The sequence below is a fragment of the Rhodopseudomonas sp. P2A-2r genome, from assembly GCF_026015985.1.
Lineage (GTDB): Bacteria > Pseudomonadota > Alphaproteobacteria > Rhizobiales > Xanthobacteraceae > Tardiphaga.
Genome location: NZ_CP110389.1, coordinates 3,066,955 through 3,080,688, shown reverse-complemented (window position 1 = coordinate 3,080,688; position 13,734 = coordinate 3,066,955). Strand labels below are relative to the sequence as shown.

At 59.0% G+C, this 13,734-nt stretch carries 10 protein-coding genes and 4 pseudogenes; 1 reads left to right on the top strand and 13 read right to left on the bottom strand.

The window, feature by feature from the left end:
* Nucleotides 1–3: 3 nt before the first annotated feature.
* The 12 genes and pseudogenes from ONR75_RS14660 to ONR75_RS14610 form a co-directional block, all read right to left on the bottom strand.
* The gene (locus ONR75_RS14660; protein ID WP_265083221.1) at nucleotides 4–666 is read right to left on the bottom strand and encodes an amino acid ABC transporter permease; all 663 of its coding nucleotides are present in this window, start codon (nucleotides 664–666) and stop codon (nucleotides 4–6) included.
* A gap of 97 nt (nucleotides 667–763) precedes the next feature.
* Complete coding sequence (locus ONR75_RS14655; RefSeq protein ID WP_265083220.1) at nucleotides 764–1,549, bottom strand: transporter substrate-binding domain-containing protein; 786 nt, start codon at nucleotides 1,547–1,549, stop codon at nucleotides 764–766.
* An 80-nt stretch (nucleotides 1,550–1,629) separates the two neighbouring features.
* A complete protein-coding gene (locus tag ONR75_RS14650) occupies nucleotides 1,630–2,331 on the bottom strand; it encodes a GntR family transcriptional regulator (RefSeq protein WP_265083219.1) in 702 nt (233 codons plus the stop codon).
* A gap of 343 nt (nucleotides 2,332–2,674) precedes the next feature.
* Nucleotides 2,675–2,836, bottom strand: coding sequence for a hypothetical protein (locus ONR75_RS14645; protein WP_265083218.1), 162 nt, complete (start codon nucleotides 2,834–2,836; stop codon nucleotides 2,675–2,677).
* A 517-nt stretch (nucleotides 2,837–3,353) separates the two neighbouring features.
* Nucleotides 3,354–3,833: a LysR substrate-binding domain-containing protein gene (locus ONR75_RS14640; RefSeq protein ID WP_320109731.1), complete on the bottom strand. Its 480-nt coding sequence runs from the start codon at nucleotides 3,831–3,833 to the stop codon at nucleotides 3,354–3,356.
* A 65-nt stretch (nucleotides 3,834–3,898) separates the two neighbouring features.
* Entirely contained in the window at nucleotides 3,899–4,957 is a 1,059-nt protein-coding gene (locus ONR75_RS14635) for a HAMP domain-containing sensor histidine kinase (protein WP_265083664.1), read from the bottom strand.
* A 183-nt stretch (nucleotides 4,958–5,140) separates the two neighbouring features.
* Nucleotides 5,141–5,206 (bottom strand): annotated as a pseudogene (locus ONR75_RS32455) (hypothetical protein); the annotation flags it as partial.
* Between the two features lie 212 nt (nucleotides 5,207–5,418).
* Nucleotides 5,419–5,697: pseudogene (locus tag ONR75_RS32450) on the bottom strand (ArdC-like ssDNA-binding domain-containing protein); the annotation flags it as partial.
* Nucleotides 5,698–5,887: 190 nt separating this feature from the next.
* A pseudogene (locus tag ONR75_RS32805) lies at nucleotides 5,888–6,010 on the bottom strand (IS3 family transposase); the annotation flags it as partial.
* 113 nt (nucleotides 6,011–6,123) lie between these two features.
* A complete protein-coding gene (locus ONR75_RS14625) occupies nucleotides 6,124–7,206 on the bottom strand; it encodes an IS5 family transposase (RefSeq protein ID WP_265083217.1) in 1,083 nt (360 codons plus the stop codon).
* 236 nt (nucleotides 7,207–7,442) lie between these two features.
* On the bottom strand, nucleotides 7,443–9,149 hold the full coding sequence (locus ONR75_RS14620; RefSeq protein ID WP_265083216.1) for a methyl-accepting chemotaxis protein: 1,707 nt from the start codon (nucleotides 9,147–9,149) through the stop codon (nucleotides 7,443–7,445).
* Nucleotides 9,150–9,643: 494 nt separating this feature from the next.
* Nucleotides 9,644–9,964: a hypothetical protein gene (locus ONR75_RS14610; protein WP_265083939.1), complete on the bottom strand. Its 321-nt coding sequence runs from the start codon at nucleotides 9,962–9,964 to the stop codon at nucleotides 9,644–9,646.
* A gap of 332 nt (nucleotides 9,965–10,296) precedes the next feature.
* On the opposite strand from ONR75_RS14610, the pseudogene ONR75_RS14605 reads away from it, so the two are divergent.
* Nucleotides 10,297–12,614 (top strand): annotated as a pseudogene (locus ONR75_RS14605) (EAL domain-containing protein).
* Nucleotides 12,615–13,004: 390 nt separating this feature from the next.
* Here ONR75_RS14605 and ONR75_RS14595 read toward each other — a convergent pair.
* Complete coding sequence (locus ONR75_RS14595; protein ID WP_265083213.1) at nucleotides 13,005–13,496, bottom strand: hypothetical protein; 492 nt, start codon at nucleotides 13,494–13,496, stop codon at nucleotides 13,005–13,007.
* Nucleotides 13,497–13,734 lie beyond the last annotated feature (238 nt).

Here is a 13,734-nt window from a genome sequence, read left to right as displayed (position 1 = left end):
GGCTCAACCTTTCGGGAATGCGAGGCGGCCGACGCCGCGCAGGATGAAACGCGCGACGATGGCGAGCAGCAGATAAAGCAAGGCAGCCACCACATAGACTTCGAAGGCGCGAAAATTGCGCGACTGCACGAAGTTGGCAGCATAGGTCAGGTCCTCCGCCGAAATCTGCGACACCACCGACGAGCCGAGCATCACGATGATGATCTGCGATGACAGCGCCGGATAGACTTTCTGGAATGCCTGCTTGAGCACGATGTGGCGGAAGATCTCGAACCGGGTCATGGCGAGACTGTCGCCGGCCTCGATATGGCCGGGAGGCACGGCCTTGATCCCGGCGCGGATGATCTCCGCCGAATAGGCGCCGAGGTTGATGACCATGGTCAGAAAGGCGGCTGTGGTCTCGTCGAGTTTGACGCCGAGCGCCGGCAGTCCAAAGAAGATGAAGAACAATTGTACGATGAACGGCGTGTTGCGGATCACCTCGACATAGCCGCGCACGATGGCCCCGGCCCATTTCGGCCCGAACGTCCGCGCCCAGGCACAGGCAGTGCCGAGCGCCACGCCGGCCACGGTCGAGACGGCGGTCAGCACGATCGTGAAGATCAGGCCTGCCAGGATGACGTTCCAGTAAGGCAGCAGATCGGAGAAATTGAGTGCGAATTTCATCGGGGACATCTCTCGCTGGCTGGTGACACCGAATGCCGGGGATCGCGGCCCGCTGCGTCCATCGCCGGAGCGATGAACGCAGCGGAAGCGCGCAACCTCAGATGTTGGCGGGGATCGGCGCCTTCAGCCACTTCTCGGAGATCTTGTTCAGTTCGCCGTCGGCCTTGGCCTTGGCGATGATCTCGTTGACCTTGGCCAGCAGCTTGTCCTCGCCCTTGTTCATGCCGACGAAGCACGGGCTGTCCTTGATCACGAATTTCGACACCGGCGCGCGGGCCGGGCTCTTTTCGGCAATCGCCGCGGCGACGATGTTGCCGGTGGCGATGATGTCCACCTGCCCCGACAGGAACGAGGCGATGGTCGCATTGTTGTCCTCGTAGCGCTTGATGGTGGCGGTCGGCGGCGCGAGCTTGGTGATTTCCTGCTCCTCGATGGAGCCGCGCGTGGCGCCCACGGTCTTGCCGGCGAGATCTTCCGGCTTGGCGATCTTGGCATCCTTGAGGCCGAACACGCCCTGGAAGAACGGCGCATAGGCATTCGAGAAGGCGATCACCTTCTCGCGTTCCTCGTTCTTGCCGAGGCTCGAAATCACCAGCTCGACCTTCTTGGTCTGCAGATACGGAATGCGGTTGGCGCTGTTCACAGGAACGACTTCAACCTTCACACCGAGTTCCTTGCCGATCAGATTGGCCATGTCGATGTCATAGCCGACCGGCTTGAGATCGGGCCCGGCGGAGCCGAACGGCGCAAAGTCCTGCGGCACGGCGATGCGGATGACTTTTGCCTTCATGACGTCGTCGAGCGCATCGGCGCGTGCACCGGCCGCGAAGCCTGCCGTCGCGGCGACGAGCGAGAGGGAAAGGGCAATCTGTCGGATATTCATGGGTGGGTCTCCTTTGGATGGGTTGCAAAGCCGGGCCGGCGACGGCCCCGAAAGGCGCGGGTGGACGTGAAAAAGGGCGTCTATTTTTCTGACGGGTGCGTGGCCTCCGCGTTGATCGGCTCCAGCGCCCGGCGCAGTTCTTCCAGCGGATCGAGCTCCGGCTTGACGCGCACGGTCAGGCCGGCTTCGACATTGCCGATGTGCGCGGCCATCAGCGCGATGGCGCGGTCGCGGTCGCCGCCTTCGAGGGCGGCCACGATTTCCTCGTGTTCGTTGCAGGACTCGGTGGCGTCGTGGCTCGACTGGTAGAGCATCGAGATCAGCACGGTGCGCGCGGTCAGATCGCGCAAAATCTCCGCCAGCACGTTGTTGCCCAGCGCGTCGGCCATGCAGACATGAAAATCGCCAAGCAGATAGCTGCGCGCGGCGACGTCGCCGGTGGTGATGGCGTCATTCTCCTGGCCGATATGCGCGCGCAGCCGCTGGATGGCCTCGGCCGAAATGGTCTCGACCGACAGCAGCAGCCCGATCTCAATGGCCCGGCGCGCCTGAAACGCGGTGCGCGCTTCCTCGATGGAGGGTTCGATGATGAACCAGCCCCGCTTGGAGCTGACCTGCACCACGCCGCGGGTCTCCAGCCGGATCAGCGCCTCGCGCACCACGGTGCGCGACACGCCGAACAATTGCACCAGCGACTGTTCGCTCAGGCGCGTGCCGGCCGCGATCCGTCCCGCCAGGATGGCGTCGATGATCCGTGCACAGATATCGGTCGATTGGAGCATTCCAGACCTGCATACAGTGGTCGTGTACAGGACTTGTCAGCAAGGCTTGTGCCAATTGGCGACCTTCGAACAACTCTCGAAATATCAGGCACTTGACGAAAGTGGATGAATTTGGCGCCACGGTGATCCCGCCCGAGCCGCTTGCAGATGCCCGTTTTCCAGACAATTGCGGCTGCCGAGGTCGCGGCCAAATGATCGACGGAATGGGCCGCCTGCCCTGCCGCGGTGGCAGGCTTCATCCAGGCTTGATCGCCGTGTTCATCGCGCGCGGGTCGGCCCCAGGCCCTGGCAGCACGACACCATCAGCGGTTCGCCGTTATGCCGGCTGGGCCGGGCTTAGCGGTCAATCGGGCGGTTCGAAACGACCACGGCTATCCCAATAATTGGTCGCGCCAACTTCATGATCGTTTCCGCTCGGCGGCGCACGCGGAGTGTGCAGAAATGCGCGGTAGAGAATTGCTAGAACCCCGATCAGCAGCAGCGTCGGAATGATCCAGTCTGGCATCGATCCATCCTTGTTGAGACTTCCGATGGGACTTCAGCTTTTCGCATTCGGTTCAATTGCCGGCAAAGCGCGTCGCCCGCAGCCGCCATGATGGCAAGGATCGGTTGGCGGATACGGGCACAACGATGAATGCATCTTGGCTCGTGGCCCTGCTCGCAAGCGCTACGTCACCGTTTCGCGAACGAAGCGGCGACAGCTGTTCAGAACAAGCACGGAACGGTTGTTCAGAACGACAACCGGGAAGCGTCGAAATTGCTTCGAATCAGATGGATAATTGGTGCGCCATTCTGAACAAAACTACGAACTCCTATGTCATTGAAATCACGATATAATTAAATTGGCGAGCAGTCCGTGCAGGCCTGGCTCGGCACATGCAACCCGATTCTTGCGATTGGTCGAGGGCACTATTCCTAGGCTCGCTTATGCCATCCCGACACCGCCGGCTGCGAGCGGCTGTCGATGCGACAATTTCAGTCACCCCGTATATCGCGGAAAGTCACCACTGAAACGCGATGCCTCAGAACGGGGCACTGAATCGATTGACCACAAAATCAATAAAGCTACGCAACTTAGGCGACATGCGGCAGTCGCGCAGATAAAGGAGATTCATCGGCCGAACGGATGGGGCGTAGCCCAACAGCAGGCGCGCGAGACGGCCGGACGCGATATCCTCCGACACCATGATTTCCGGCAGCATGACGATGCCCATGCCCGCCAGAGCGGCGCGACGCAACCCTTTGGCGCTGTCGGTCTGAAGGCGAGGGGCGAACGGGATACTGGTCTCGCCATCTGGACCAATCATCCGCCACACGGCCTGAACCGATCGCCATTCTGATCGCGGGGAATAGCTATAGGCCGGACAATCATGCCGGCCTAAACCCTCTGGTCTCATCGGTTCACCTCGCGCAGCCGGATAGGCCGGCACTCCGCAGATCGCCAGTCGGGGCGAAAGTGGCCGGGCGACCAGATCGGCGTCCGGCCTGATCGAGGTGGCCAAGCCTTACGCGGCCGATCGCGGAGCGGGATGCGAAGACGGCGGCTAAGGCCGCTCGTAAGGCTGTTTCAGAGTCGTCGGCACGTCAGGCTGCGCGAACTTCGGTGACGAAGCGGTTCACCTCGACCGTCAGATGCCCCGCTTGTTGCGATATCCTCTGCACGCGTGGTCAGGATTTCGACCAGGCTCCCGACCGTGGCCTCGAACGCGCTGACCAGTTGTTCCAGATGCACGGTTCGCCGCTCCCGCGCATGGCGTTCGGCCGCCTGTTTCGCCTCGAGCCGCCGCGCCTCCATTGAGCGTTGCTGCAACACACCGATGGCGCGGGATAGCACGCCAATTTCATCGCGCCAGGCGTCATAGCGTATGTCTGGCGCCAAATCGCCGCTCGCGACGCGCTCTATGCTGGCGGTCAGGTGGAGGATCGGCTTGGTAATGCGGCGCACGACGAGAACAACTACGCCGGCGACCACCACGATGACCATGAGCACAACCGCTGCCGCCAGAGCCAACTGGCGCCATGCGTCGGCGCGTTCATCGGCGATAGTCGTTGCGGCTGAATCATAGGCCGCATCGCGCAGGGCGATCAGCGTCTTCCACATCGGACCTACTTTGAGGTTATAGTCCGCAGCCCCATAGGGGAAGTCGCCCGTCGCGAAATGCCCGACCAGCATGCGCCGCTCGGCGCCGTAGCCGTTGATATAGGTTTCATGAATGCCGCGGACTGCCTGGTCCAACGCGGCTGGTGTGGACGGCGCGCCTTCCAACGTCACCAAGCTGTCCCAGATATGGTCGATGCAGCCTTGCAGGGTCAACAGCAAGGCGCGTTCAGCCTCGGCCGGCGGTTTATGGGCGCCGACGATATTCTGTAGCATGCCGGCCTGGCGACCGCCGCTGTCGCGCAGCTCCATCACTGCACTCGCGACCTGTATGAAGCGGGCTGTCGCGCCGTCCTGCATCTGGATCTGCAACTCCTGCTCACGCATCAGGCCACCCACGGCCGCCGTGACAGCGGCCACTTTCACGGTCAACTCGTTGGCGGCATCGCCGCGCTGGTCGATCGCGCGCTGCATCTGCGCTGCGGTAAAGGCCCGCGTGTCCTCGAACTGCCGCACGATATCGGCCATTTTGGCCTGGAGTTTGTCGCCTGCAAAAGTGTTTCCATCGTTTCTGCGACGGCAGAAGCCCCAGCCGATGCAGTTGATGCGCTCCGACTGATTTCCACCGTGGCCGATCCCTGCTGTTCCACAGCCGAAGCGGCCCGAGGGATCCCGATCCAGCCGATGCTGGGTGCCGGTCGCATGCCCACATTCATGCAGCCACACGCCATAGAATGACGCTGCGTCGCGAAAGCGCTCGAATGCCGGCTTGACCACGGTGTCCGTCGAAGGACGATAGAACGCTGTGGGCCATCGGTGATCGTTTTGATGCCAAGGTTATTGATGAAAGCCTCGGCGTGATCGAGGCGCTCAGCCTCATCGAGAACAGGCACAGGCTTGGGTTCATAGCCATCGACCTGTGCCAAATTGAAGACCGAAAACGCCTTCGCAAACATCCGGCTGCGATCAGTGTCGGTGTCCTCACCGCTAGAATCATCGCCGTTATCGGAAGATCGCATTTCCTTCCAGAGAACGACGGTCGTCGCCTTCTCGCCCTTGCGCACCTGTGCCCCAAGCGCGCCCCACTGCCGGTAGGTTCCCCAAAGTCCACTGTCGTAGCCGGCGCTCAATGCGGCCACCCACAGCGCCAATGTATTGACGCTTCGATATTTGTTGCCGGTCGTTACATTGATCGGTCGGGCTGCGGCAGCCCCATCATGATGCCAGGGCATCTTGAATTCGCCGACACCGGCCTCAATGGCGGTCATGATCTCGGCGGTCACACGGGCATAGGCATAGACATCGGCACGGCTGGCAGAACCAGAATTCTTGTCCATCTCGGGAACTCCCACGACGAGCGTTCGCGAGCCTCTCTCTCGAACCCGATCTCGTCACGGACCTTCCCGCTCATCTCTCGCTCTCATGTCTCGGCCTGACGCCAATTCAGGCCTCGGCAGTGAGTTCGGGCACCCGAATTCTTGTTGGCAGTCGTTTGAGGTTCACATGCTGGCGGCCGATCTTGCACCCCTCGACAGCCAGCAGGCCGCGCAACATCCGCGAACCGGCGAAGGGAAGCTCTAGCAGTCTGCTGAAAAAACCCCAGAATCGAACTATTTTTTCTGTGCAATCGACAGGCTTGGTGGTGTGTAGTTGGCTGATTGGCGTCTCTCGCGGTCGCCTGTACGGCGACAGGGCTATGCGGCGAGCAGTTTTGGAATGCGGATCAGGTTGTAGGCGATCAGATTGAGCATGAAGTCGGCGGCGACGGCGCAGATGCCGCGATGTTTTGTCTTGCGCATCGTGCCGTGTTGCTTGCCCCATCCGAAGATGCATTCGATCATCGCGCGGCGTGCCTGCGACATGCCATAGCCGGGGTGGCGGGTGGTTCGCTCATCGATCGCGCTGCGACGGCTCCGGCCGGTCTTGCCGAGGGCATTGTTCTGCGTCACATGCGGCGTCACCTCGATGGCGCGCAGATTTGCGACATGATCGGCGGTGTCATAGGCCTTGTCCGCGCCGGCGGTGATGCGGTGACCGGCCTGTTTGGCCCTGGCCTTGAGCATCTTCTCCGCGGCGCGGCGCTCGGCGGTGCCGCTGGCATGCGTCACCATGCCGGCGACCGCCAGACCATTGCGGTTCTCCATGGTGGCGTGGCCCATATGGCAGAGCCTCGCCTCGCGTCCGGCGGCCTTGCGGTAGAGCCGGCTGTCGGGATCGCTGGTGGAGGCGTGAGTGTCGTTTTTGCGGGTCTGGCCGTGGAAGTTGGCGCCGTCGTCGCCGTCGCTGCCGTCCTTGGGGCGGAAGCTCTTGTGGGAGGCCCAGGCTTCGATCAGCGTGCCGTCCACCGTGAAATGCTCGTCCGACAACAGCGCCTTGACCTCGGCGTGGTTCAGCAGCCTGGTCATGAACTTCGTGAACACGTCGCCGTTCTGGAGTCGCTCACGGTTCTTCGTGAAGGTGGTCGGGTTCCAGACCCGGTCGTCCGGCGACAGCCCGACAAACCAGCGGTACAAAAGGTTATAGTCCAACTGCTCCATCAGCTGGCGTTCCGAGCGGATGCCATAGAACACCTGCAGCAGCAGCGCGTTGAGCAATTGCTCCGGCGGAATCGAGGGACGCCCTTCCTTCGAATAGAGGCTGGAAAAGCTGCGGCTCATCTCGCCCAGCACATCGCGGACCAGCGCCCGGATCTTCCTCAGCGGATGGTTCTGCGGCACCCGCGCATCCGGCGAGATATATGAAAACAGCCCGCCCTGATCCTCGAATGCCCCGCGCATACCGACCTCCACCGATTCTCAATCAAATTGAATCAGGAAATGAACGCCGTCGCGAGGGGTTTTTCAGCAAACTGCTAGATGTATCGACCTCGCTAGGCTCGGGACCCATTAATTTCTTGAGGTCTGATTGATCTGCTGATTCATTGGCGACGTGAGGAGGCGTTGCCAATGGGCGATTTGTTTCTGCTCTCGGAGGCGCAGATGGGCCGTATATGGCGGCCGGCCCAATGTCACCGTCAGGCTGCGCGAACGGTTGCTAGGAAGCTCTGTACCTCCGTCTTCAGGCGGGTGCTTTCCACCGAGAGCGATTGGGCCGCCGAGAGCACCTGCGTTGAGGCGGAGCCAGTCTCGCCTGCACCACGTTGGACATCAGCGATATTCGAGCTGACCTGCATCGTGCCCTGAGCCGCCTGCTGCACGTTCCGGGAAATTTCCTGTGTCGCCGCGCCTTGCTCTTCCACCGCAGACGCGATGGTCGAGGAGATCTCCGACATCCGACCGATGATCTCACTGATCTCCTTGATGGCGTCGACCGACTCGTCAGTTGCTGCCTGCATTCCTGCGATCTGTTTACCGATCTCCCCCGTTGCTTTCGCCGTTTGCTCCGCGAGCGCCTTGACCTCGGACGCCACGACCGCAAACCCGCGACCCGCCTCGCCGGCGCGCGCTGCCTCAATGGTCGCATTGAGTGCCAGCAGATTGGTCTGTCCCGCGATGGTATTGATGAGTTCGACGACATCGCCGATGAGGCTCGCCGCCTTCGATAACTCACCGACCCGATCGTTGGTCTTGTGCGACTGGTCGACCGCCTCAGTGGCTATCCTGGAGGACGCCTGAACCTGACGGCCGATCTCGTTGACCGATGAAGTCAACTCTTCGCTGGCCGATGCTACCGACTGCACGCTTGCCGAAGCTTCCTCTGCCGCCGCCGCGACGACGGTCGACAGTTCCTGCGTCCTCTCGGCGGTCGTCGTGAGCGAATTGGCCGACGCTTCCATCTCGGTTGCGGCTGACGACACCGTCTGGATGATCTCGCCAACGGCGCCCTCGAAATCGTCGGCCAACTTGTGCATATCTCTTTTGCGCTGCAAGCTAGCGATACGATCCTGCTCTGCCTTGGCTTCGGCCTCCTGGCGGGCCTTTTCCGCCAGCATCTCCTTGATCTCGTTGACCGCGCGAGCAGTCTCGCCGACCTCGTCGTTGCGTTCGGTCCCGGTGATCTCGATGTCCTCACCCTTCGCAAGCCGTTGAAGAAGGCCAACCAGAGCCCGCATCGGCTTGGCGATTCCGAACTGGCCGATCATGAAGCCGGCGGAGACACCAAGCAGGACGCCGACAGTTGCCGCGACGATCATCAAGCGGGAGACTGTCTCATACTTCTCGGTCGCCGCCCTTGCAAAATCATCGACCCGCTCGTTCAGGCGGTTGACAACTTGCGCGATGTTGGTCTTCAGCTTTTCTGCTGTGACCATGCTTTTTGCGGCTGAGTCGCGCAACTGTCGGGTCTGGTCGTTCAACTGCATGTTCTTTGTGCCATCGGCGAGGCGAAGCATGTCCTCGGTGTCCTTCGCGTAGGCCGCCATGGCTTCGTGGACCGCCGGCATCATTGCTTTCGCCTGTTCGTCGCGAGTTGAGGCGACATCCTCGATGCGTTCGCGGTAGAGCTTCATTTCCGCATCGATGATTTTGCGGACTTGCGCGCGATTCTCGGGACTTGGATCTAGCGCGAGACTGAACTCCGCCCGGTTGATCGCGATCACGTTCTGGTTGGCGCGCGCTCCCTTCATCGTGCGGCGCGCGGCGACATTCATGTTGTCGGCCCCGTCATTGAGCTCACCCAATGCGCGGATGCCGAGCCAACTCATCGCAGCGGCAATGGCGGACATCAGGATGATAACTGCAAGGATTTTCGTAAGAACGCGGAAGCGGGCGAGAAAGGTCATACTACCCTCCGAAAAATGTGCTGCCCTCAATGGGATATTCCATAAAGGATAGCTCAGTGAACTTGCGCTATGGCGCCGTTCATCATTGGCACCGAATGCCGCGCGCAAGCGTTGCATCGAAGAACCGCCAATGATTGCAGATTGAATCGCCGGCGTTAAAAGCAGGTTAACTATCACTCCCGGACAATTACGGGCTGCAAGCGGGAAAGGGGTGCGTCTCATCGTGCAGCGAACTCCGTGCGCCCGCACGAAATCTCTATCGGAGAATTCCGCATCCAGATCGTCTTGGCGATCTCTCGCCTCGACAGGGTTAGTCCAGTCCGTCCACGTTCGGTCAAAAAATAGAACTGATACCACAGCCCGGACTCGACAAAAGGAGCGACGGGAATGGCGGCCTTTGCGATATCCTGGATGAGATAGCTGTTTACCGAGGCGAGCCCCCACATCGGTCCGGCCGAAGTGCCGCGGCAATGCAGGCCGCCCGGCCGCCCCAGTCATAGCCGGCGAGTGCGATCTCCTCGTGGAGCTTGGTGTCGGGGTAGCGCCGGTTTGAACACACCGGTCACAGGATCCCGTAGCGCATCGCGCTCCAGTGTTGCAATACGGAAAAATTCCCCGGTCGTGGCTAGCGAAAGCCGTGCGACTTCCATCACGAAAATACCACCAGTCTTCAAAATAAGGGCGCTGATGAAATCCGCAGCCGTCAGCAGCGATCCTAACTGTAGATGACCAAAAACGGCGTCGATATGAAAGTTCCATTTTTGTCTCTGGCAGAAAGAAGAAAATTCCAGGTTGAAACCTTCACTCTCGTTCAATCGGTACGTTAGAATTGGATCCTAGGAAACTCTCGCAACTTCGATCTTTCGATGGGTTCAGCTGATATTCAGGATGCGCAACCCCGGTTCAGCAGTTGAGGTTCTGGTGAGGACCGCTAGAGAGACTGCCGCTACAGATGGGGTAATTGGACCTCGTTCTTCGAAACTAAAGCAGTCAACCGCATGACCGTCGAGGCGGGTTGCTTTGGACTGAGTCAGCCATATGCTGCGCATCTTCAAACGAGATTGGACTTGGCTGACAATGCCAAAACGCTCGGGCCAGTTTACCAATTCTAAGGAGGGCCTGCTTAAATTTGAAAGAAATATTTGAAATGAGCCAGCACATTTTTCTTGGCGGAGGTCATATGGAAGAGCAATTCGATCTAGCCACCGTGCAATCGGCTGGTGCAAAGGAGACGATACGATCAAACGCGTTACGCTCGGCCGGTATCCTTGATAGCCGGCCTTCTCTAGACTTCGATTCCATAGTCCATCTCGCGTGCTCCATCTTTGACGCCCCAATCGCGCTTGTTTCACTTGTTGACGCCGACCGTCAATGGTTCAAGGCGAAGAAAGGGATCAACTTCGGCGAAGCACCCCGGGCGCTCTCGTTCTGCGGCAACGTTGTTGAAACGATGGAGCCGCTTATAGTTCAGAATGCGGCGGCTGATGGGCGCTTTTCGGCGAACACTTTTGTGTCAGGCCCTACTGCCGTCAAATTTTATGCGGGGGCTCCGCTACTTGAAGGTGGTATATGCTATGGTAGCCTGTGTGTAATGGACGTACGCTGCCGCACCTTCACCGAAGAAAATATGGAGCAGCTTGAAAGCTTGGCAACCGTTGCTGTTGGATTAATCCGGGGCCATAGCAAGAAAATGCGGATGCGCGAACAGCAGCGCGAACTCGAGCTTAGGCAGGCGCGGTTTGAGCAGACGGAGCGATCGGCCAAGGTTGGCGGCTTCGAGATGAATCTTAGAACTGGTGCCATAACCTGGTCCGATCAGGTCTTCCGCATCGTCGGCTTGCCCATTGGAACGCCGTTGAACGCAAAAAGAGTGATTGCCTGTTATGCTCCTGAAGAACGTGCGTCTGTCAAAGAGAGAATTCTCAATGCGAGAGGCGGTGCTGCAAGTGCACTCGACCGTCAATATCGAATCATCACGCCAAGTGGCGATGAGCGTTGGGTTCATATCGTCAGCGATATGGAAATTATTGAGGATGAGCCCCGTCGGCTGTTCGGCATCATCCAGGACGTCACTGAACGTGTCCTTCACGAGAGGAAACTTGTCGAGGCGGCTTGCACAGATAGCCTGACCGGACTTGAGAACCGTGCAGCCTACCTGTCGCACGTGTCAGAGATCATGATAGGCAAAGATCCGCACTTCGGATTACTGCTCATCGACGTCGATCATCTGAAACAGGTGAATGACACGTTGGGTCACGCGGCCGGCGATATGTTGCTGACGAGATTGGCCTCAAAGTTGAAATCGCAGCTCGGTGAACGTGGGCGGATTTTCCGTTTGGGCGGCGACGAGTTCGCTGCCGTTCTTTCAAGGCAGGTAACGCCCAAAGCTATGGCCGCGGTCGCTCGCCAGCTTATCCAACAGATTGCAGACCCTTTGACTGTTGCAAGCTCAACGCTTTTGCCAAAAATAACGATTGGGGGCGCGATGCTAGAACCCGGCATGGATGCTGCTGCACTCTCGCAAAACGCCGATTTTGCTCTCTATCACGCTAAGGAAATCTGTCGCGGCGGTTATCTTGAATTTGAACCGCGTATGCGGACGAGTATTGCGCGTCGCATTCACCAGACGAGGGAGGTTGAGAAGGCGCTCGTAGCAGGCCGTTTTGTTCCATACTACCAGCCGACAGTGCGGAGTAGCGACGGCGATATTTGCGGATTTGAGGCACTAGCGCGGATGAAGACTGACGACGGATCGGTCATTTCCGCCGGAGAATTCAGCGAGGCGCTCACTGATCCCAGTATATCATATAACCTGACGACGATCATGCTCGGCCACGTTGCCTCAGACATGCGTAAATGGATCGATAGAGGTGTTGATTTCGGTAGGATTAGTATCAACGTCGGTGCAGCTGATTTCCAGCGCGGTGACCTTGAATCCCGAATCCACGCAGCTTTGATCAAGAAGGGAATTAAACTCGACAAAATCGTCATTGAAGTGACCGAAACGGTATTCATGCAAGGACTTGAGGAAGCCGTTGCCGCGACGCTGCAGCGGCTTCGGGGAAGGGTGTGCTGGTCGCTCTCGATGACTTCGGAACCGGTTATGCTTCGCTTACACATTTGCGAAGCCTGCCCGTTGACATCATAAAAATCGACAAGAGTTTTGTTGATACCATGTCTAGGGATATCTCCAGTCGCGCTATCATCGAGCTGGTGAACAAACTTGCGCTACAGCTCAAAATGAAGGTTACCGCAGAGGGCGTGGAAACCTTTGGCCAAGCCTCGTCCTTGCTCGAAATGGGCTGCAGCTCCTTGCAGGGGTTTCTCTTCGCAAAGCCTATGGAAGCCGAACTGGTAGAGCCGTTTATTTCACATAGGAGGTCCACACTTTACAAGAAATTTATTGGTAGAGATTGTTCCGCTTCAACCCCATTCAGACAAATTGAGGGACTTCCCGAAGTGTGAATCTGCGTGGAATAAAGGCTCTGACGCAACTTCGATGACGGTGTACCGCAACTAGGTGGCGCCTATCGGCCGGGCTTGCAGAAGATCGATCATCGCCCTTCCATACCGAAGCATCAAGCAGCGGCACTATCGCATCGCTGAGCACCAGATCAGGCGCCTCTTCGCGAACGGCGGCGACTCGTGCCGGCGAAAAGCCGCAGTGGCCGATCTCTTTGAAATGACTCTCCGTTTTCGGATATGGTGCAGCTGACGGAGGCGCGAGTGACACGCGTCACTGCGTTTCCCGCTCTTGGCAGCCAGGTTCTTGAACTGATTCATTAGATCGAGCTACCGAGCAACGATGCGTCATCAAAATTGCGTCAGAGCCCAACTTCGATGCTTATTCACAGCCTATGCGCTCGACGCTGGCAAGGCCGCTCGGCTCTGGGACGTTTCGCAGCAGCTTATTGCGAATTCGGGGAAATGATCGGCGGCGACATGTCGTACATCGATCGATTGGCTTTTAAAACTTAATGGTCGTCCGCATCCCGAACACCAAGGCATCCGGAACTGGCGATGTGCTGGCAGGACGCCGAAGCGGCCGTCATAACCTGCCCCCTGCAGCACCCCGCCCACAGGGTTTCCAAAAGGGTCACTGTAGTAGGAAAACGTGAATTGCAGTCCTGCTTGCTCCAATCGGGGGCGAAGCCCTCCCGGATCGGTCAGTTGACGCAGGGTTCCGACCAGCGAGGACTCCATAAACACGGGCGTGGACACCGCTGTTCCGGGCTTTGATGAGTCATTTTGCGCCAACGCAGCACCACTAGCAAATGCAGCAACGGCGGCGACAATCGCACGCCTCGCAATGGAAGCGATGCGCTCCGAACAGGCCATCTGAACCATCTCGGTGTCTCCATAAACCACTTGCGCGAGGACTGTTCCCCGTCAGCACCCGTGAGACAAATTGAGGGACTTCACGAAGGGAGGGTTTCTGGTTCATCCGCGCGGCGTGCGGCGTTAATCGGCGTGGAGTCCCACGCCCTGTTCGGAGGAGTCGGTGGTTGGCATGACAAATGCGTCAAGCTGAACAAACGGAATTGCTGGCTTCACCGGCTAGGGCGGCCGATCTTCCTGAAAGCAT